Origin of the sequence: Marisediminicola sp. UYEF4 (assembly GCF_040546025.1) — a bacterium.
Classification (GTDB): domain Bacteria; phylum Actinomycetota; class Actinomycetes; order Actinomycetales; family Microbacteriaceae; genus Marisediminicola.
This window is the reverse complement of the sequence record NZ_JBEPNA010000001.1, coordinates 580359-599498: the sequence shown is the minus strand read 5'-3', so window position 1 is coordinate 599498 and position 19140 is coordinate 580359. Positions and strand designations below refer to the sequence as shown.

Here is a 19140-nt window from a genome sequence, read left to right as displayed (position 1 = left end):
ACTCCCCCGCGGACGCCCCGAGCGCGGCGACCGTGTCGGCGGTCTCGCGGAGCGTGTTCGGGAGCTGTTCCATGCCACAATTCTCCCACTTCGAATATACTTTCGAAAGGGGAAATGGCTGATGGGGATAAGTATTTGTCCACAGGGGGTGGGGAGGAGAGGTGCCTGTGGAGGAGAAGACGGCGACCCGCCCAACGGCAAACCGGCGAGAACACCACTGCCTTCTGGCGCAGCATCCACCGCACGGTCAGGGCCAACGTCGCCCCCAGGGCGATGAGAGCGAAGGTGCCGAGGTTGGGGCCGAAGCCGTAGATGAACAGGTACGAGACCGCACCGGCCGCCACACAGTAGTACAGCGTGACGATGATGGCCTTCCGCATCAGCCACCTTCACGACCGAGCAGCCCCACCTTGGCCTCAGCCGTGACGATGTTGCGGATTGAACTCGGCGCAGGAGAGGACGAGGCGGAGAGAGAGCGAGACCCCGCTAGGACGCGGTATGAAACTTCAGCTGCGCGGCGACGAGGCCGTCGGCGACGACCAGCTCCACAGCATCCGTCGCGTCCGCGAGCACATTCGGCAGTAGTGCCCGCTCGGCCGAACCGAAGTCCTTGAGAACGAAGTCGGCGGCAGGCTGGCGCCCCGGCGGGCGCCCGATCCCGATACGCACGCGGATGAAGTCCGGGGTGCCGATCGCCGCGATAATGTCCCGCAGGCCGTTGTGACCACCGTGGCCACCACCTAGCTTGAGGCGCACGCTGTCGAAAGGGATGTCGAGCTCGTCATGCAGCACAATGAGCCTGGACGGGTCGATCTTGTAAAACCGCAGCAGGCCCGCGACAGGCCCGCCTGAGGTATTCATGAAGCTATTCGGCTTGGCGAGAATCAGCCGCGGGGCGCCGGGAGCCGTACGCCCCTCGGCGACCGCCGCACCCGCCTTGTGGTTCTTGAACGTCGCGGATGCCCGGTGGGCGAGTTCCGCGAGCGCCATCTGTCCCACGTTGTGACGGTTGGCGGCGTAGTCGGGCCCGGGGTTACCGAGCCCGACTACGAGCCACTGGGCGTTGTCCAGTGGCTCAGACCGCCTGAAGAGGGCCGTGACTACTCCGCAGCCTCGGTGGGCTCGGCGCCCTCGGCAGCCTCAACGCCTTCGGCCTCTTCAACTTCCGCTTCCTCGCCGAGGTCGACCTCGGCCGGGATGACGATGTTGACGACGAGCGTCTCGGGGTCGGTGATGAGGGTCGAGCCGGTGGGCAGTTCGAGGTCCTTGGCGTGGATCTGGGTGCCGTCCTCGAAACCGTCGATGTTGACGGTGACGCGCTCAGGGATGTGGGTCGCCTCGGCCTCGACCGAGATCGTGGTCGACTCGAGGTTCGCGATCGTGCCCGGGTAGGACTCGCCCTCGACGTGCACGGGGATGTCGACAGTTACCTTCTCGCCCTTGCGGATGACGATGAGGTCGATGTGCTCGATGATCGCCTTGACCGGGTCCTTCTGCACATCCTTGACGAGTGCGAGCTGGGTCTTGCCGTTGATCTTGAGCTCGAGCACGGCGTTCTTCTTGCGCAGCAGCAGGGCGACCTGGTGGCCGGGAAGCGCGAGGTGCTGCGGCTCGGTGCCGTGTCCGTAGACGACGGCCGGGATCTTGCCCAGCACGCGCAACTTGCGGGCCGCGCCCTTGCCGAACGATTCGCGCACGTCGGCGACGATGGTGGTGTCGATTTGCTTCTCAGCCATTGTTTTCTCCTGTGCAGGCGTGGGCCCACGATCTGTGCCCCAGAGGGGGCGGTCAACTCGAACGCATGTCAGCGTGAGGAAAGACGTGTGCCTGCAAAGGCTGTGCCCAACCACCGCGTCGATTACGGATGCCGTGCGCGGCGGGTTTCCCGACACGCGACAGCGATCCCTCGCCGAAGTACAGCCTGAAGCTTACACGCCCCGCGGCCTCGGACCCAGCATGGGAGTCGACACCCACGTCACATCGCGCTACAGCTGCCCCTGCTCGGCCGTGCCCGCGGGAATCGGAGCCAGGCGGGTCACCGCGACGGGCCGCTCGAGCATTCCGGCGAGCGACGCGCTGAGGTGGGCGACGGCGTCACCGGTCCCGTGCGCATCGAGAAGCTCTGCCGACTCCCATTTTTCGACCATGACGATCGAGCCGTCCGGCGCGTCATGGATGGCATACAGCAGGCATCCGGGCTCCGCATGCACGGCGGCAATCGCCGGCGACAGCGCGGCGACGACAGCATCGTGCTGGCCGGCGGCGGGGACGAAAACGGCGGTGACGACGACAGGGTTGGTCATGGGTGACGATGCTAGCCGAGTTGCCGGATGCTGCGACCGCCCGCTGAGCAGGTCGCGCTGCTCAACCCGCGGCACTCACCAGTCGTGGACCGTGCCGTCGGCAAGACGGTTGTAGGGCAGGTACGCCGTCTCGTACGGGTACTTTCCGGCCTCGTCGAGATTGAGCTCGACGCCCAGACCCGGTTTGTCGCCCGGGTGGAGCATGCCGTCGTTCCAGGTGAACGACTGCTCGAAGACCTGGTTCGTCCTCTCTCCGTGCGCCATGTACTCCTGGATGCCGAAGTTGTGGATCGCCATCCCGAGGTGCATCGCCGCGGCCATGCCGACCGGCGAGATGTCCGTTGGTCCGTGCATGCCCGACTTGATCTGGTATTGCGCGGCATAGTCGAGCACCTTGCGCAGGTGGGTGATGCCGCCGGTGTGGGTGACGGCGCTGCGCACGTAGTCGATGAGCTGCTCGCGGATGATCTGCTGGTAGTCCCAGACCGTGTTGAAGATCTCGCCGATGGCGAGTGGCGTGGTGGTGTGCTGGCGCACAAGCCGCAGCGCCTCGGGGTTCTCCGCCGGGGTGCAGTCCTCGAGCCAGAACAGGTCGTACGGCTCCAGCGACTTGCCCAGCTGCGCCGCCTGGATCGGTGTCATCCGGTGGTGCCCGTCATGCAGCAATGGAACCTCGGGACCGAACTCGTTCCGTACCGCCTCGAAGACCGTGGGAACGTGCCGCAGGTAGCTTCGCGTGTCCCAGTCCTCCTCGGCCGGGAAGGCGCCCCGCTGGGCCGGCTCGTGGTCATAGCGCACACCGGTGTTGGCCTCGAACGTAGCATTCGACGCGATCCCGTAGATCGACTTCAGCCCTGGCACCCCCGTCTGCACACGGATCGCCTTGTAGCCCTTCTCCTGGTGCTCGCGCACGCTGTCGAACAGCTCATCGTTCGACTTGCCCGACGCGTGCCCATACGCCAGCAGGCCCGTCCGCGACGCCCCGCCGAGCAGCTGGTACAGCGGCATCCCGGCCGCCTTCGCCTTGATGTCCCACAGGGCAACGTCGACGGCGGCGATGGCCGCCATGGTCACCGGACCACGACGCCAATAGGCACTCCGGTACAAGAACTGCCAGGTGTCTTCGATGTTGTGGGCGTCGCGCCCGATCAGCAGCGGAGCGACATGCTCCTTGAGGTACGCCACGACGGCGAGTTCGCGGCCATTGAGAGTCGCATCGCCGAGGCCGGTGATCCCGTCTGCCGTCGTGATCTTCAGTGTCACGAAGTTGCGGTCCGGACTGGTGACGATTACTTCGGCCTTGACGATCTTCATGTCGTGTCCTTTTCGGTGCTAGTTCGGTCTAGCGGATGGTGGAACCGGCGGCCCCGTCGAGCAACGCGAGCTCATCCCGGGTGGGGAGCGACTCCCAATCGCCGGCGGCGCTCACGGCGAAGGCACCGAGCACCGCACCTCGTTCGAGACGTTGCTCGAGGCCGAGGCCGTCGAGCCGCGCGGAGAGATAGCCGGCTGTGAACGCATCGCCCGCACCGATCGTGTCGACAACCGGCACGACGTGCGCCGGAACGGATGCCTCGACGCCTGCCATCCACGCGGTTGCGCCGAGCGCTCCGCGCTTCACGACAACCTCGGCGACACCGGCATTGACGAGCTCGGCCACCGCAGCAGGTTCGCCCCTCGTCGCGACGAGCGACAGCTCATCGTCGGAGGCGAACACGAGCTGCGCCTTGCGTGCGATCGTCGCGAGGACGCCGGCGGCGGCGTCCCTTCCCCACAGCCTCGCGCGGTAATTGACGTCGAACGACACGGAAATCCCCCGGTCACGTGCCGCGTCGACGGCCCAGAGCGTCGCCGCCGCCGCGGTCGGTGACAGCGCGGGCGTGATTCCGGTCACGTGCATCACCGACGGGGTCTGGTCGAAGAGGTGTCTCAGATCACCGGCATCCAGAGCCGACCCGGCCGACCCGGCGCGGTAGTACGCGACACGCGAAATGTCCGCGATCCTCTTCTCGATCAGGAGGAGGCCGGTGGGCCGGTCGGAGTCGCGGGCGACGAGGCGTGTGTCCACCGCCTCGGCGCGGAGGGTCCGGAGGGCGAACTCGCCGACCTCATCCGCCCCGAGCCGCCCGGCCCAGCACACGCTATGCCCGAGGCGGGCAAGGCCGATCGCGACGTTGGACTCCGCGCCGCCAAGCGTCATCGACATCGCGCCGCCGAGGCGAATCAGCCCGGCAGAACGCAGCGACCCCATGGTCTCGCCGAAGGTGACGACATCGATGCCCGGCACGATCAGCCCTCGACCCAGGGCTCGGCCGCCTCGCGAAAGCGCCGCGCCCGGTCGCGGAGCTCGGTCAGTCTCCCGCCGGCCGCGGCATCGCCGAGAAGCGGACTCCCGAGTCCGACGGCGATGGCCCCGACCTCGAAGTACTCGACCATCTGCTTCACTCCGACCCCGCCGACGGCGACGAAGGGAATTCCCGGCAGCGGGTCCCGCAGAGCCTTGAGGTAAGGCGGACCGCCGATCGACGCGGGGAACAGCTTGATCGCCACCGCACCCTGCGCCATCGCGCTCACGCACTCGGTCGGGGTGAGCGCGCCAGCGATGACCGGGAGGCCGAGGCGCGCCGACTCGGCGACACTCGGCGCAACGGCGGGCGTGACCGCGAACGATCCCCCCGCGTCGCGGACCCGCTTCACATCGTCGATGGTCAGCACGGTTCCGGCGCCGATCCGTGCGCCCTCCGGCGCCTCATGCACGACCCGCGCGATGACCTCGAGGGCGTTCGCGGTGTTGAGCGAGATCTCGAGCAGGTGGAAGCCCTCGTCCAGGAGCGCGAGCGCCGCGGCGACCGAGGCATCGGCATCCTCTCCACGGATGATGGCCATCATCCGGGTTGCCGTGAGCCGGTCAACAAATTCAGTGGGCATGCTGCTCCCTACCATTCTGCGAATGAGCCGTCGGGGTGGCGCCAGACGGGCGTGCGCCAGCTGTTGCCCAGGCGGTCGGCCTCCCGCACCGCTCCCTCATCGACGGTGATGCCGAGCCCTGGCCCTGTAAGAAGCTCGAAGTTCCCGTCGACGAATTTGAGCGGCTCGGTGTCGACGACATAGTCGAGCACCTCTGCCCCCTTGTTGTAGTGGATGCCGATGCTCTGCTCCTGAATCAGGAAGTTGGGCGTCGCGAATCCCACCTGCAGGCAGGCGGCAAGGGCGATCGGGCCGAGCGGGCAGTGCGGGGCGAGCTGCACGTCGTACACCTCGGCCATCGCGGCGATGCGGCGCACCTCGGAGATGCCGCCCGCGTGTGAGAGGTCGGGCTGGGCCACCGCGATGCCGGCCTGCAGCACCGGGAGGAAGTCCTGCCGGTTGTAGAGGCGCTCGCCTGTGGCGACCGGGATGCTGGTGGCTCGGGCGAGGTCGCCGATGAGGTGCGAGTTCTCCGGCACCACGGGCTCTTCGAGAAAGAACGGGTGGAACTCCTCGAGCAGCGGCGCGACGCGGCGCGCATTCGCAAGGGTGAACCTCCCGTGGAAGTCGACCGCGACGTCGCGGTCGGGACCGAGAACCTCGCGCGCGGCGGCGACCCGCTGCACGACCCGGTCGAGCTCCCCTGCGCTGCCGAGCCGGCTCATCCGTCCGCTCGCGTTCATCTTCACTGCGGTGAGGCCGACCGCGAGTTGCTCGGCGATGTGGTCGCCGATCTCATTCGGGTCGTCACCGCCGACCCAGCCGTACGCCCGGATTCGGTCGCGCACGTGGCCGCCGAGCAGACGGTGCACGGGAACGCCGAGGCTCTTGCCCGCGATGTCCCAGAGGGCCTGGTCGATGCCGGAGACGGCGCTCGCGAACACCGGCCCGCCGCGGTAGAAGCCGCCCTTGGTGAGCACCTGCCAGTGGTCCTCGATGCGGGACGGATCGCGGCCAACGAGGTAGCCGGCGAACTGCTCGATCGCGGTTCGCACGATGTCGGAGTTGCCCTCGAGCGACCCCTCGCCCCAGCCGACGATTCCCGCGTCGGTCTCGATGCGCACGAACAGCCAACGGGGCGCGACGGCGAAGGTCTCGACAGTTCTAATGAGCAACGGATGCCCTTCCTGCGCCTGCCGGATGCGACAGCGCTTCCACGATGTTGTCGATGAGCACGGCCGGGGCGTGAGCGATGTCGACGATGACACCACGCTCGTCGGCCTCGAGCGGCTCGAGCGTGTCGTACTGGGACTGCAGCAGCGCTGGCGGCATGTACTCGTGCTGCCGGGCGGAGATGCGGGCGGCCACGAGCTCCATCGACCCTTCCGGGTCGACGACGAACAAAGCGGGCGCATGCTCGCGGAGCAGGTCGCGGTAGCCGCGTTTGAGCGCGGAACAGGCGACGACGATGCCGCCTTCCCCGTCGGCGAGCGCGCGGCCCACATCATGCAGCCACGGCATCCGCAGTTCGTCGGTCAGCGCCTTGCCGGCGGCCATCGACGCGACGTTGTCGTCGGAGTGCAGGGTGTCGCCGTCGAGGAAGGCGACCCCGAGCCGCTGCGCGAGCAGCGACCCGATGGTCGACTTGCCGGAGCCCTGCACGCCCATCACGACGATGGGCGGAATCGTGCTGCTCACGCCCTAGCCCTTCGTCGCTCCGGCGGTGAGGCCGGAGACGATGTACTTCTGCGTGAACAGCGCGATCACCATGATCGGCACCGTGATGACCACGGCGGCCGCCATCAATCCGCCCCAGTCGATGCTCGCATAGGCGACGAAGTCGAAGATCGCGACCGGGAGCGTCTTCGTGCTCGAGCCCGACAGCACCAGGGCGAACATGAAGTTGTTCCAGGAGAAAATGAACGACAGGATGCTCGCCGTCGCGACGCCTGGAACCGACAGCGGCAGGGCGATCCGCAGGAACGCGCCGATCGGGGTGAGCCCGTCGACCTGTCCCTGCTCCTCGAGCTCCAGCGGCAGCGAGTCGAAGAACGAGATCATGATGTAGACGAACAGCGGCAGCAGCACGAACATGTGCGACAGGATCAGTACCCCGTAGCCGCCGACGAGCCCGAGGTTCGAGAAGACGAAGTACCACGGCACGAGCAGGCTGACGCCGGGGATGATGCGGGCCATGAGCACGAGCGCCGCCGACTTCTTCATCACGAAGCGGCTCATCGAGTAGGCGGCGGGCACGCCCAGGATCATCGACAGCACAGTGGCCCAGACCCCGATCCAGAAGCTGTTGAAGATGTACTGCAGATAGGAGGCCTGGCCGAACACCGTCTCGTAGTTCTGGAGTGTCGGGGAGAAGACGAATGCGGCGGCAGGGTTGTAGATGTCGACGGTGGTCTTGAGCGAGGACAGCACCATCCAGACGAGCGGCGCGAGGAAGGTCAGCACGATCACCACCAGCGCGACCACGCGGAAGATGCCGTAGGTGCGGGTGGCCGGATGCTTCGGGCGCTTAGTGAACGACATGGGCAGCCGCGCGCCGGCGGGCACCGCGGCTTCCTTGTTTGCGACGGTACTCATCGGTTGCTCCTCTTCTTGCGAGCGGTCAGGAGCCAGATACAGCCGACGATCATCATGAAGAAGAGGATCAGCACGGCGGAGGACATCCCGTATTCGTTGTAGTCGAAGCTCAAGCCGTAGGCGTAGACGTTGAGGGTCTCGACCTCGTTGAATGACCCGCCCCCCTTGCCCTTCGTGGCGTAGAGGATGTCGAAGGTCTTCAGGGCGTCGATGCCGCGAAGCAGGATCGCTGTGATGAACACGGGCATGACGAGCGGGAATGTGACATACCAGAAGCGCTGCCAGGCGTTCGCGCCGTCGACGCGAGCCGCCTCATCCGGTTCGTCGGACAGCGAGGTCAGCCCGGCGAGCAGGATGAGCACGACCATCGGCGTCCACTGCCAGATGTCGACGAACATCAGGGTGGTGAGGGCGGTATCCCGTCCGGCGAGCCAGGGTTGCGCGGGGATGTTGAACCAGGAGAGCGCCTGGTTGGCGAAGCCGATATTGGGGTCGAGGATGAGGCTCCACATCATGCCCACCGCGACAGGAGTGGCGACCAGCGGCAGCAGGATCGCGACGCGCACCCACTTCTCGCCGCGAAACGGGCGCCACAGCAGCAGGGCAATGGCCATGCCGAGCGCCATCTCGAAAGCGAGGGCGCCGCCGGTGAAGTACACGGTGCGTCCGACCGCGGGCCAGAAGCGGTCGAAGTCGGTCAAGACCTCGCCGTAGTTCTCGAGGCCGATGAACTCGGAATCGGCGCGCACGGAGCCGGAGGAATCCGTGAGGCTCAGATATAGCGTCCAGCCGAGCGGGAACGCGATGAGCAGTGCGGTGAAGATCATCGCCGGGGCGGCGAGCACCCACTTGCGGTGCTTGTTCGCCCAGTGCGAGAAGGAATCCCACGCGCCCCGTTTCGGGCGGCCGTTCTCAGGAGCGCCCGTGCTCGCCGAGCTGCTCTTGCGGTTAGCGACAACGCTCACCAGTTACCTCTTTCCGCCGTGCCACCGGGAGTCGGGGCCGGGCGTCGTAGTTGCGGAATTGCTCACGGTGCGACGGGCCGCCGGCCAGAGACTGGCGGCCCGTCGCGGAGTGGTGTTACTCCTCCTCGTCCAGGAACTCCTGGAACTTGTCCTGCGCTTCCGAGATGGCCGCGTCGACGTCGCCGCCGGTGATGGACACGACGATCGGCAGTCCGACGATCTCACGCGCCTTGGCGACTGAGATCACGAGCGGTCGGTCGAAGCCGATGCCTCCGTCGAAGCTCGCATTGATCGCTTCGACGAGGTCGGCCGGGTAGTCCTCGGTGGCCGAGGGGTCCTCCCAGACCGACACGCGGGATCCGGGCACGCCGGCCTGCTGGATCTCGAGCATCTTCTCCTGGCTGGTCGCCCACTGGATGAACTCCCACGCGTTCTCGGAGTTCTCCGACTCTTCAGCGATTCCGAGCGCCCACGATGGCACGTTGTACGGGTTGGCGCCGTCGTCGCCTGCGGGGAACGGTGCGAAGCCGACCTTGTCGGACACGGTGGAGAGTGCCGGGTCGGTCGCGTTCTTGTAGAGGCTGTCCGCTTCCGTGTAGAACGCGGCGTTGCCCTGCGTGAAGATGGCCATCGCCTCGGGCCAGCTCATGTCGGTCGACACGTTCTCCGGTCCGTACTCGCGAATGAGCGTTCCGTACAGCTCGTAGGCCGACTTCGCCTCCGGGGTGTCGAGGTTCGCGTTGCCGTCCTCGTCGATCCAACGGCCGCCCTCGCTGTAAAGGAAGCTGCTGAACTGCGTGACGGCGGCCGAGGCGGCGGTTCGCGCGACGAAGCCGGCGATGCCGGGGTTCTCTTCGGAGATTTGCGCCGCTGCGGCTTCGAGCTCCTCGAGCGTCGTCGGCACCTCGAGACCGGCGGCCTCGAGCAGGTCGGTGCGGTAGTAGAGCACCTCACGCTCGGTGATGATCGGCACGCCGACTACGGCGTCGTCGACCGTCGTCGATTCGACGGGACCTTCCTGGAAGTCGTCCCAGTTCCAGTCCTCGGCGCCGGTGACACGGTCGGTGATGTCCGCGATCCACTTGTTCTGCGCGAACAGCTTGCCCTCCTGCAGCGGGCGGTACATCATCACGTCGATCTCGTTGGTGCCGGCGTTGAGCTTCACGTTGTATTGGTCTGAGAGCTGGTCTTCACCGAGTTGGGTGAGATTGACCTTGATGCCGGTCTGCTCCTCGAAGTCCGGAAGCGACTCCTTGATCGCGTCCGTCCACACGTGGTTTGCAAGGGTGACGTTGAGGACTTTGGAACCCGCCTCGCCGCCTGCCTCATCCGCGGTGCCTGTGCATGCCGCCAGAGTTCCCATAGCCAACACCGCTGCTGTGGTGATCCCGGCGACTCGCAAAACATTGTGTCGTCTCACGTTGTCCCCTCTTTTCCCGAGCCAGCGCATCGTCACGCGACCCCGACACATGCATCGTTACATCTGCCTTAGTGCGAGAGACTAAACCAATAAATCAGATTTGTGCAACTCGATCACTCTCATGGATATGATCAGTTTGTGAATTCCTCGTCCGACGACGCCCCACCCCCGGCACGACCGGGATTCGTGGCGGCTCGAACCCACGAGGCACCGGGCCTGCACAACCAGATTCTCGACGAATTGGGTCAGGCGATTTGCGAGGGGCGGATGCCGGCGGGAATGACCTTCACCGCCGAGGAGCTCGAGAACCGCTACCAGGTGTCGCGATCCGTGATCCGGGAGAGCCTGCGCGCGCTTGAGGCGATGGGAATGGTCACATCCAAGCGCAAGGTGGGAAACCGCATCCTGCCGATGAGCGAATGGAACGTCTACGACCTCAGCGTCATCCGGTGGCGGCTCGCCGGCCAGGGGCGGATCGACCAGCTCCGCTCACTCAACGAGCTGCGCACGGCGATCGAGCCGCAGGCGGCGAAACTCGCAGCGACGCGCGGGGAACTCAGTCAGGCCAGCGACCTCATGGGCCTCGCCGGGCGACTGTGGGCCGCCGGGCGCAGCGGAAACCAGGAACAGTTTCTCGAGATCGACATCGAGTTCCACGCGCTCGTCATGCAAATGAGCGGCAACGAGATGTTCTCGCGGCTCAACAGTCTCGTCTCCGAGGTACTCACCGGGCGCACCCACTACGGGCTCATGCCGAAGTTCCCGCACGACGAGGCACTGCAGTTGCACGTGGATGTCGCCAACGCCATCCAAAGCGGCAATCCGGACGCCGCGGGCACCGCCATGCTCGGCATCATGGCCCGCACTATCGACGAGCTCGGTGAATTGTGGGATCAGGCACGCGAAACATCGGCCGGTTGAGCGGGTCGCGCAGCGACCGCGTCAGACCCGCCGGATTCCCGCCAACGCGTTCGCCGTGACCTCGAGCGGCGGCGGCGCGATGTGGACGACGACGCCGGCCTCGTCACTCTCGAGCGTCTCGAGCGTGGCCAGCTGCGAGTCGAGCAGCGTCGCGGGCATGAACTCGTGCGCCCGCGGCCCGATGCGCGACTGCAGCAGCTCGCGCGATCCGTGCAGCAACACGAAAACCGTGCCCGGTGCTTTTGCCCGCAGTCGATCCCGGTGTACCCGCTTGAGTGCCGAGCACGCGACGACGGGAGGCACCCCATTCTCGTCACAACGCGCGAGGGCATCGCCGACCACGTCGAGCCAGGGCCACCTGTCCTCGTCATCAAGCGGATGCCCCGCGGCCATCTTCGCCTTGTTCGCGAGCGGATGCAGAGCGTCGGCATCGATGAACCCCCGTCGGAGCGCGAGCGCGATGTCCCGACCGACGGTGGACTTGCCACAGCCCGCCACTCCCATGACGACGACGGGCGGATCCTTCTCGCTCACGGCCCTGCCTTTCCCGAACACTGCGAGGAGCCGACAGCGCCCTGGGTCAGATTACCGAATCGACGCTCCCACGCCCTCTGACCCGGTGACCTCACAGACCGCGCGGCGTCACGTGACGCCCGCGACATGCCCGATTTGCTAGCGTGGACCTAGATGCAACTGGTCGGGCGCTCAGGGCGCCCGCACCGCAGCATCCCGCCGCCTTCGCCGCCACGGCACACAGCCTGAGCGATCATCAACCCAACCCCGCCCGCACCCCACTGAGGAGAAATTCATGGCCGAAACACAGCACGCCACGGCAAACATCGGAGTGGTCGGCCTGGCGGTGATGGGCTCCAACCTCGCCCGCAACCTCGCCAGCCGCGAGGGCAACACCGTTGCCGTCTACAACCGCTCCCCCGAGCGCACCGACCTGCTCACGAGCGAGCACCCCGAGGCCGGCTTCGTCGCCTCGAAGTCGATCGCCGACTTCGCCGCGTCGCTCCAGAAGCCGCGAACCGCGATCATCATGGTGCAGGCGGGCAAGGGAACGGATGCCGTGATCGAGCAGCTCACCGCGGCCTTCGAGCCCGGCGACATCATCGTCGACGGCGGCAACGCCCTGTTCACCGACACCATCCGCCGCGAGAAGGCCGTGCGTGAGACCGGCATCAACTTCGTCGGCGCCGGCATCTCCGGCGGCGAGGAGGGCGCGCTGCTCGGACCCTCGATCATGCCCGGCGGATCCGTCGAGGCGTACAAGACCCTCGGCCCCATCCTCTCCTCCATCGCCGCGGTCGTCGACGGCGAGCCGTGCGTGACCCACATCGGCACCGACGGCGCCGGCCACTTCGTCAAGATGATCCACAACGGCATCGAATACGCCGACATGCAGCTCATCGCCGAGGCCTACGACCTGCTGCGCACCGCTGCGGGCCTCTCCCCCGCCGAGATCGCCGCCGTCTTCACCGAGTGGAACACGGGCGAGCTCGAGTCGTACCTGATCGAGATCACCGCGGAGGTGCTTGCTCAGGTGGATGCCTCGACCGGCAAGCCGTTCGTCGACATCGTGCTCGATCAGGCCGGGTCGAAGGGCACCGGCGTCTGGACCGTGCAGACGGCCCTCGACCTCGGCGTTCCCGTCTCCGGCATCGCCGAGGCCGTCTTCGCCCGCGCCGTGTCGTCAAAGCCCGCCCAGCGCGCCGCGGCATCCGACCTCCCCGGCCCGACCACCCCGTGGGCCGTCGACGACAAGGACGCCTTCATCGAAGACGTGCGCCGCGCCCTGTACGCATCGAAGATCATCGCCTACAGCCAGGGCTTCGATGCGATCGTCGCGGGCGCCGAGCAGTACGGCTGGGACATCAAGAAGGGCGAGGTCGCGAAGATCTGGCGCGGCGGATGCATCATCCGCGCGGTATTCCTGAACCGCATCACCGAGGCCTACGCCGAGAACCCGGGCCTGGTCTCCCTCGTCACGGCACCGTACTTCACCGCGGCCGTCGCCGGAACGCAGGACTCCTGGCGCCGCGTCGTCGCGGGATCCGCGCTCGCCGGCATCCCGACCCCGGCGTTCTCCTCGTCGCTCGCCTACTACGACAGCCTGCGCGCGCCGCGCCTGCCCGCCGCCCTCGTGCAGGGCCAGCGCGACTTCTTCGGTGCGCACACCTACAAGCGCGTCGACAAGGAGGGCACCTTCCACACGCTGTGGAGTGGCGACCGTTCCGAGGTCGAGTCAGAGGGCAGCTCGCACTAGACGGCGACGGGCCGCCTCACGGCGGCCCGTCGATCGCACTGTTCGCGACGGGGTCTATCCGCCCGGCCGGCCCGCGGTCTGCCCGGCGCTGCAGGTGACCTCGTCGGCAGTCGTTCCCTGAACCGTGTCCGGCAGCTCTACCCGCGTCGGCGGTGCTTCCGGGGCGGGCGAACCGCTCGGCGCCGGCGCGTTCGGGTCCACGGGCTCTGCGGGGACCGGCGCGGGGCTGGACTCTGGGCTCGCCACGGGAGCATTCGGGTCGGCGACTGTGCCGCCGCCGGTGCCGCCAGTGAGCCCGATAGGCAGGTCGGCCGCGATTGCGGCGAACAGTGCATCGGCGGCATCCGCGATCGGCGCAACGCCGGACTGCCCGCCGATGGTGGCGTCGGCGATTGGATACCTTGCGAACACGACCTCCTCGAGCGGGATGTCCTTGAGCGCGCCCGCGATCGCAACCATGGTGTCGACATTGCGCAGGCTGTTGGAGAACTCCAGATTCCTCGACGCGGCACTCGCGATGCCGTAGAGCTTCACCGGGTTCGAGAGCGTCTCCGAACTCTTGAGCGTGCGCACGAGCGACGAGAGGAACTGCTGCTGGTTGCTGATCCTCGTCAGGTCGCTCCCGTCGCCGACTCCGTAGCGCGTGCGGAGGAACTGCAGGGCGTCGATCCCCGAGAGTGTGTGGGTGCCGGCATCCAGCTTGAAAGGGATGTTGCGGTCGTCGATCGGGCTCGCGACGCAGACCTCGACGCCTCCGACCGCGTTGGACATCTCGATGACGCCCCCGAACTCGATCTTCGCGGCGTACGGGATCTCCAGCCCAGTGAGGCTCTCTACGGTGAGCACCGGGCAGGCGAGGCCGCCGCGAGACAGCGACTGGTTGATCTTTTGTGAGGATGCTGCGGGGAAGCTGCCGCCGTCCGGGTTCGGGCACTCGGGGATGTCGACGAACAGGTCCCGCGGAAAGCTCACGACGGTGGCGCGTTCACGGTCTGCCGAAATGTGCAGAAGCATCGTCACATCGTTGAGGGTCGCGTCACGCTCCCCGTAGGCGAGGTTGCCCTCGCCGCTGTCGCTGCCGACGAGCAGGAGGTTCACCGGGCCGTCCACCGTGCCAATCGTCAGGGCGTCCTCCTCCTCCTCGCCGGGAAGCGCCACGCCGGGCGCGATCGCCGAGGCGATGTTGTGCACGGCCACCGCGGCGATGCTCGCGGTGCTGACGAGCACAACGGCGAGGGCGGCGGCCACAAACTTGAGCACCGTGGCCGCGGTGTTACCGGCCTTCAGCTGCCCGTGTCGGGCGAGTGGAGCCGGCGTGGCCGCCTGGGCGGGCTGCGGGGAGAGTGTGGACATTATTCTGATGGTAACGGACGGCCATCGATTCACTCTGGGAGCCCGTTCGTGGAAGACTTGGCTGCCATGACCGACGAGCATCCCGAACTGGCCGGCTACGAGCCCGGCGACGGACGCCCGCTGCGCAGTCCGCGTCTGCTGTTCGCGATGCGGGTGATCGTGATCATCGGCATTATCGCGCTCGTGCTGCCCGGCATCATCACGATCCTTTCCGTTGGCGGGAACACCGCCGACCGGTCCTGCGCCCAGTGGGTCGCGTTCGACCGCCCGGACGCGACGGGATCCTCCGCGCGCTTCGAGTTCTTCGGCCCGGGTGGAGTCGGCTGGCAGTGCTATTCGGTCGGCGGATTCGGCGGCGACCGGCTCGTGGCCTCCCTCGGCATCATCCCCAGCGGGGCGCGCCTGCCCATCCCGACGATCGGCTCCTAGGGCCTCAGGCCCAGCCGGTTCATTCCCAGCGGGCCTCGTCGGTGCCGAGCTCGCGCGGGGGCTGCTCGAAGGCGAACGGCACGCCGGCGATCTCGAGCGGCGATCGCAGCATCCGGGCCTCACCCCACGGGGTCTGGAGCGGCTCGGTCGGCTCGGGCCTTGCGACGAGCGGGCGGTCGCTCGGCAGGTCGCCACCGGCGACGAGGGCTGCACCGACTCGCGCGAGCGAGGTGCGCACGATGCGGCCGACGCCGTCGGCGCGGCGCAGGACAACGGCCCTGAGCGTCGCCGCGGCGAGCAGGTAGCCCGTGGCATGGTCGAGTGCCTGCACCGGGAGCGGGGTCGGGTCGTCGGCGGCCGCCCACGCCATGCCGCGATCCGCGATGCCGTTGCTCATCTGCACGAGGCTGTCGAAACCCCGCCTGGCCGCCCACGGACCGGTGAAGCCGTAGGCGTTCAGTGACACGTCGATGAGGCCGGGACGCACGGACTGGCGGGTCTGCTCATCCAGTCCGAGGCCCTCGAGGGCGCCGACGCGGTAGCCGTGCACGAGAACGTCAGCGGTGCTGAGGAGCTCGCGCAGGCGCTCGCGCCCCTGGGGCGTTCTCGCGTCGAGGCGTGCGGCACGCTTGCCGAGCGTCATGTTCGGCACGATGGCCGCTTCGTTCCAGCCGGGAGGGTCGACCCGCAGCACCTCTGCGCCGAGTCCGGCGAGAAACCGGGTGGCCACGGGGCCGGCGATCACGCGGGTGAGGTCGAGCACGCGGAGCCCCGCGAGCGGCCGCTCGGGCGTGATGTCCGGCCGGTCGCCCCTGATGCTCGCCGACCCGTCGCGCCAGTCGATCAGAGGCTCCCGCTGCACGGCCGCACCCTGCGGGTGCGCGAGCCACTCCCGCGGCGAGTGCATGACCGCGGCGCACCCGCCGGCGTCGACGATCGCGGTCTCGAGCTCGACGGCATCCCACCGCCTCACGGCGCGGCGCACATCGCTCGGGTCGGCCAGCGCGCCGAGCACAGTGAGGGCGGCGGCCCGGTGCGGGGGCGCGTTGGTATGGAGGCGGATCCAGCCGTTCTTCGCCCGGTAGTTGCGGGCGAGCGGGTCCCACACCGACGGCAGGGTCCAGCCGACGGGCGCGACAGCCGAGCCGAACCAGGCCGACGCGAGCGCGCGGTCGACGCTGACCTCTCGGGCCTCGCCGGTGACCGACTCGACGAGCTCGGCAGCCGCCAGCCCCGCGACGCCGATGCTCGCGACGGCGAGGTCGGTTACCCGGTAGGCGGAGAGCAGGTCGCCTGTCCCGGAGACGGAGAGGCGGTCGACCGCATCGGGCGGGCCACCGAGGGCCGCATGGAATTCTTTCGCGAAGGGCACTGGCATCCCCGCTCCCTCCGACCTATGCTGCACCGTCGAACATCGACGTGACGGACCCGTCGTTGAAGACGGCGCTGATCGCGCGGGCGATGAGCGGGGCGATCGGTAGCACGGTGAGGGTCGGGAACCGCTTCTCCTCGGGGATCGGCAGGGTGTCGGTCACGACGACCGAGTCGATGAACTCGCTCTGCAGCATGTCGATCGCGGGCGGCGAGAACACGGCGTGGGTCGCGGCGACGATCACACGTGTCGCGCCATGCGCCTTGAGCGCCTCAGCGGCCTTGGCGATCGTGCGGCCGGTGTCGATCATGTCGTCGACGATGAGGCAGGTGCGTCCCGCCACCTCGCCGACGATCTCGCGTACCTCGACCTGGTTGTGCACGCGCGGGTCGCGGCGCTTGTGGATGATCGCGAGGGGGGCGCCGAGCTTGTCGCTCCAGATGTCGGCGACGCGCACCCGTCCCATGTCGGGCGAGACAACCGTGAGGCTGGTCGGGTCGAGCATGGGCTTGAAGTGCTCGAGCAGCACCGGCATGGCGAAGAGGTGGTCGACGGGGCCGTCGAAGAAGCCCTGGATCTGGGCGGCGTGCAGGTCGACGCTCATGATGCGGTCGGCACCGGCGGCCTTGAACAGGTCCGCGATGAGTCGGGCACTGATCGGCTCGCGGCCGCGGCCCTTCTTGTCCTGGCGGGCGTAGGGGTAGAACGGTGCGACGACCGTGATGCGCTTGGCGGAAGCCCGCTTGAGCGCGTCGACCATGATGAGCTGCTCCATGAGCCACTCGTTGATGGGAGACGAGTGCGACTGGATCACGAAGGCGTCGCAGCCGCGCACGCTCTCGTCGTATCTGGCGTAGATCTCGCCGTTGGCGAAGGTGCGGGCATCCGTGTGGACGAGGGCGGAACCGAGGTTCGAGGCGATGTCCTCCGCGAGCTGCGGGTAGGCGCGACCGGAAACCAGAACGAGCCGTTTCTGTCCGTTGATGGTGATGTCGGACAAGAAATTCCCGCTCTCTGCCGGCAAGCCGACTGTGGTGACCTATTCGGAGATGCTCTCACCGGCCGCCGCCGCGGCATCCGCAGCAGCAGTGCCCGGACGATTCGTCCCGACCCAACCGGTCATGTTCCTCTGCGGAGCCACGGTGATCGCGAGCGCCCCGGCGGGAACGTCCTTTCGGACGACCGTGCCAGCGCCCGTGTAGGCTCCGTCACCGATTCTAACGGGCGCGACGAACACGTTGTGCGACCCGGTGCGCACCTGCGACCCCACGATGGTCTGGTGCTTGTTGACGCCGTCGTAGTTGGCGGTGATTGTTCCCGCGCCGACATTCGATCCGACTCCGACGGTCGTGTCGCCGATGTAGCTCAGGTGCGGCACCTTGCTCGAGGCGCCGATCGTGGAGTTCTTCGTTTCGACGAAGGTGCCGATCTTTCCGTCGGCGCCGAGGATCGTGCCGGGGCGGAGGTATGCGAACGGACCGACGGATGCGCCGGCACCGATCACCGCGAGCGTCGCGTCGGTGCGCTTCACCGTTGCCCCCTCCCCCACCTCACAGTCGAGGAGAGTGGTGTCGGGCCCGATTTTCGCGCCGCGGTCGATCTGGGTCGCGCCCTTGATCTGCGTGCCCGGCAGCAGCTCGACGTCCTCCGCGAGCGTCGCCGTGACGTCGATCCAGGTCGAGGCGGGGTCGATCACGGTGACTCCCGCGAGCTGCCAGCCGCGCACAATGCGGGCATTGAGCTCGAGGGCGGCGTTGGCCAACTGCACCCGGTCGTTGATCCCGGCGACGAGCCAGTGGTCGGTCACGGGAACCGCGGCGATCCGTCCGCCGGCGCGCTGGATGCCGGACGCGGCATCCGTGAGGTACTTCTCCTGCTGCGCATTGTCGGTGCCGATGCTCGCGAGCACCTTCCGCAGCGCCGGCACGTCGAAGACGTACACGCCGGCGTTGACCTCGCGAACGTCGAGCTCGGCCAGCGAGCCGTCCTTCTGCTCAACAATCGCGGTGAAGGTGCCGCCGGCGTCGCGAAGGATCCGGCCGCTGCCGGTCGGGTCGTCGAGGATGGCGCTGAGCAGGGTGAGGCTGTTGCCCGCAACCCGGTGCGCGGCGACGAGCGCGTGCAGGGTGTCGGCGTCGAGCAGCGGAACGTCGGCGCTCAGCACGACGACCTGGCCCGTGAAGTCCTCCGGAAGGTGGCCGAGCGCGACTTCGACGGCGCGGCCCGTGCCGGGCAGGTCGTCCTGGTCCGCGATGATCACGTGGGGCCACTGCGCGATGATCGCCGCGGCGACCGTGTCGCGCTCGTGGCGGACGACGGCAACGATGTGCGCGGCGCCGAGGCGGTCGGCCGTCGCGAGAACGTGGCCGACGAGCGGCATCCCGGCGAGGTCATGCAGAACCTTCGGCGTGGTCGACTTCATCCGCGTGCCCTGGCCTGCGGCGAGGATGACGACGGCGAGATTCTCTGAGGTCATGGCTGCGGCTCTTTCCGGAGGGATTCGATCGAACGTCAGGGGCTCCGCCTCCAGGATTCGAACCTGGACCGAACAGCTCCAAAGGCTGTCGTGCTGCCGTTACACTAAGGCGGATCGCGCCAGCGGGCGC

20 protein-coding genes and 1 tRNA gene are annotated in these 19140 nt (G+C 67.7%); 3 read left to right on the top strand and 18 right to left on the bottom strand.

What is annotated here, in order from left to right:
• The 12 genes from ABIB15_RS02900 to ABIB15_RS02845 all read right to left on the bottom strand — a co-directional run.
• A partial coding sequence (locus tag ABIB15_RS02900; protein WP_354475101.1) for a hypothetical protein occupies positions 1 to 380 on the bottom strand: 380 nt, incomplete at its 3' end.
• 106 nt (positions 381 to 486) lie between these two features.
• Complete coding sequence (gene pth, locus ABIB15_RS02895) at positions 487 to 1071, bottom strand: aminoacyl-tRNA hydrolase (protein WP_354475140.1); 585 nt, start codon at positions 1069 to 1071, stop codon at positions 487 to 489.
• Positions 1072 to 1100: 29 nt separating this feature from the next.
• Positions 1101 to 1736, bottom strand: a complete 636-nt coding sequence (locus tag ABIB15_RS02890) for a 50S ribosomal protein L25/general stress protein Ctc (protein ID WP_354475099.1) — start codon at positions 1734 to 1736, stop codon at positions 1101 to 1103.
• Positions 1737 to 1985: 249 nt separating this feature from the next.
• A complete protein-coding gene (locus ABIB15_RS02885) occupies positions 1986 to 2303 on the bottom strand; it encodes a putative quinol monooxygenase (protein WP_354475097.1) in 318 nt (105 codons plus the stop codon).
• A 75-nt stretch (positions 2304 to 2378) separates the two neighbouring features.
• Positions 2379 to 3617, bottom strand: a complete 1239-nt coding sequence (gene manD / locus ABIB15_RS02880; RefSeq protein WP_354475096.1) for a D-mannonate dehydratase ManD — start codon at positions 3615 to 3617, stop codon at positions 2379 to 2381.
• A 28-nt stretch (positions 3618 to 3645) separates the two neighbouring features.
• On the bottom strand, positions 3646 to 4590 hold the full coding sequence (locus ABIB15_RS02875; RefSeq protein ID WP_354475095.1) for a sugar kinase: 945 nt from the start codon (positions 4588 to 4590) through the stop codon (positions 3646 to 3648).
• A 2-nt stretch (positions 4591 to 4592) separates the two neighbouring features.
• A complete protein-coding gene (locus tag ABIB15_RS02870; protein WP_354475094.1) occupies positions 4593 to 5231 on the bottom strand; it encodes a bifunctional 4-hydroxy-2-oxoglutarate aldolase/2-dehydro-3-deoxy-phosphogluconate aldolase in 639 nt (212 codons plus the stop codon).
• Positions 5232 to 5239: 8 nt separating this feature from the next.
• Complete coding sequence (gene dgoD / locus ABIB15_RS02865) at positions 5240 to 6385, bottom strand: galactonate dehydratase (RefSeq protein ID WP_354475092.1); 1146 nt, start codon at positions 6383 to 6385, stop codon at positions 5240 to 5242.
• Entirely contained in the window at positions 6375 to 6908 is a 534-nt protein-coding gene (locus ABIB15_RS02860) for a gluconokinase (RefSeq protein WP_354475090.1), read from the bottom strand. Before ABIB15_RS02860 ends, dgoD begins: the two co-directional genes overlap by 11 nt.
• Positions 6909 to 6911: 3 nt before the next feature.
• Positions 6912 to 7805, bottom strand: coding sequence for a carbohydrate ABC transporter permease (locus tag ABIB15_RS02855; protein ID WP_354475088.1), 894 nt, complete (start codon positions 7803 to 7805; stop codon positions 6912 to 6914).
• The gene (locus ABIB15_RS02850; RefSeq protein ID WP_354475086.1) at positions 7802 to 8770 is read right to left on the bottom strand and encodes a carbohydrate ABC transporter permease; all 969 of its coding nucleotides are present in this window, start codon (positions 8768 to 8770) and stop codon (positions 7802 to 7804) included. The genes ABIB15_RS02855 and ABIB15_RS02850 overlap by 4 nt, the downstream gene beginning before the upstream one ends.
• A 115-nt stretch (positions 8771 to 8885) precedes the next feature.
• The gene (locus tag ABIB15_RS02845; protein WP_354475085.1) at positions 8886 to 10133 is read right to left on the bottom strand and encodes an ABC transporter substrate-binding protein; all 1248 of its coding nucleotides are present in this window, start codon (positions 10131 to 10133) and stop codon (positions 8886 to 8888) included.
• Positions 10134 to 10328: 195 nt separating this feature from the next.
• Between ABIB15_RS02845 and ABIB15_RS02840 the strand changes: the two genes are divergently transcribed.
• A complete protein-coding gene (locus ABIB15_RS02840) occupies positions 10329 to 11111 on the top strand; it encodes a FadR/GntR family transcriptional regulator (protein WP_354475083.1) in 783 nt (260 codons plus the stop codon).
• Positions 11112 to 11132: 21 nt separating this feature from the next.
• Here ABIB15_RS02840 and ABIB15_RS02835 read toward each other — a convergent pair whose 3' ends face one another.
• Positions 11133 to 11645, bottom strand: coding sequence for a gluconokinase (locus ABIB15_RS02835; RefSeq protein ID WP_354475082.1), 513 nt, complete (start codon positions 11643 to 11645; stop codon positions 11133 to 11135).
• A gap of 274 nt (positions 11646 to 11919) precedes the next feature.
• On the opposite strand from ABIB15_RS02835, the gene gnd reads away from it, so the two are divergent.
• The gene (gnd, locus tag ABIB15_RS02830; RefSeq protein ID WP_354475080.1) at positions 11920 to 13380 is read left to right on the top strand and encodes an NADP-dependent phosphogluconate dehydrogenase; all 1461 of its coding nucleotides are present in this window, start codon (positions 11920 to 11922) and stop codon (positions 13378 to 13380) included.
• 54 nt (positions 13381 to 13434) lie between these two features.
• Here the strand turns inward: gnd and ABIB15_RS02825 are convergent, their stop codons facing one another.
• Complete coding sequence (locus ABIB15_RS02825) at positions 13435 to 14733, bottom strand: LCP family glycopolymer transferase (protein WP_354475078.1); 1299 nt, start codon at positions 14731 to 14733, stop codon at positions 13435 to 13437.
• A gap of 66 nt (positions 14734 to 14799) precedes the next feature.
• On the opposite strand from ABIB15_RS02825, the gene ABIB15_RS02820 reads away from it, so the two are divergent.
• Positions 14800 to 15162, top strand: coding sequence for a hypothetical protein (locus ABIB15_RS02820; RefSeq protein ID WP_354475076.1), 363 nt, complete (start codon positions 14800 to 14802; stop codon positions 15160 to 15162).
• A gap of 19 nt (positions 15163 to 15181) precedes the next feature.
• Here the strand turns inward: ABIB15_RS02820 and ABIB15_RS02815 are convergent, their stop codons facing one another.
• The 4 genes from ABIB15_RS02815 to ABIB15_RS02800 all read right to left on the bottom strand — a co-directional run bounded on the left by ABIB15_RS02815 (position 15182) and on the right by ABIB15_RS02800 (position 19124).
• Positions 15182 to 16540 carry a CoA transferase gene (locus tag ABIB15_RS02815; RefSeq protein ID WP_354475075.1) on the bottom strand — a complete coding sequence of 453 codons (1359 nt, stop codon included), beginning with the start codon at positions 16538 to 16540 and terminating at the stop codon, positions 15182 to 15184.
• 16 nt (positions 16541 to 16556) lie between these two features.
• Entirely contained in the window at positions 16557 to 17534 is a 978-nt protein-coding gene (locus ABIB15_RS02810; RefSeq protein WP_354475073.1) for a ribose-phosphate diphosphokinase, read from the bottom strand.
• Between the two features lie 39 nt (positions 17535 to 17573).
• Positions 17574 to 19010, bottom strand: a complete 1437-nt coding sequence (gene glmU, locus ABIB15_RS02805; RefSeq protein WP_354475071.1) for a bifunctional UDP-N-acetylglucosamine diphosphorylase/glucosamine-1-phosphate N-acetyltransferase GlmU — start codon at positions 19008 to 19010, stop codon at positions 17574 to 17576.
• Positions 19011 to 19052: 42 nt separating this feature from the next.
• Positions 19053 to 19124: transfer RNA gene (locus ABIB15_RS02800), tRNA-Gln, on the bottom strand.
• Between the last annotated feature and the right edge of the window lie 16 nt (positions 19125 to 19140).

Bases quoted from the DNA above. Each gene is read 5' to 3' on its own strand.
- ABIB15_RS02845 (WP_354475085.1), bottom strand. From the start codon at position 10,133: ATGGGAACTCTGGCGGCATGCACAGGCACCGCGGATGAGGCAGGCGGC.
- manD (WP_354475096.1), bottom strand. From the start codon at position 3,617: ATGAAGATCGTCAAGGCCGAAGTAATCGTCACCAGTCCGGACCGCAAC.
- ABIB15_RS02820 (WP_354475076.1), top strand. From the start codon at position 14,800: ATGACCGACGAGCATCCCGAACTGGCCGGCTACGAGCCCGGCGACGGA.
- ABIB15_RS02855 (WP_354475088.1), bottom strand. From the start codon at position 7,805: ATGAGTACCGTCGCAAACAAGGAAGCCGCGGTGCCCGCCGGCGCGCGG.
- gnd (WP_354475080.1), top strand. From the start codon at position 11,920: ATGGCCGAAACACAGCACGCCACGGCAAACATCGGAGTGGTCGGCCTG.
- ABIB15_RS02885 (WP_354475097.1), bottom strand. From the start codon at position 2,303: ATGACCAACCCTGTCGTCGTCACCGCCGTTTTCGTCCCCGCCGCCGGC.
- ABIB15_RS02870 (WP_354475094.1), bottom strand. From the start codon at position 5,231: ATGCCCACTGAATTTGTTGACCGGCTCACGGCAACCCGGATGATGGCC.
- ABIB15_RS02815 (WP_354475075.1), bottom strand. From the start codon at position 16,540: ATGCCAGTGCCCTTCGCGAAAGAATTCCATGCGGCCCTCGGTGGCCCG.
- ABIB15_RS02890 (WP_354475099.1), bottom strand. From the start codon at position 1,736: ATGGCTGAGAAGCAAATCGACACCACCATCGTCGCCGACGTGCGCGAA.
- ABIB15_RS02825 (WP_354475078.1), bottom strand. From the start codon at position 14,733: ATGTCCACACTCTCCCCGCAGCCCGCCCAGGCGGCCACGCCGGCTCCA.
- glmU (WP_354475071.1), bottom strand. From the start codon at position 19,010: ATGACCTCAGAGAATCTCGCCGTCGTCATCCTCGCCGCAGGCCAGGGC.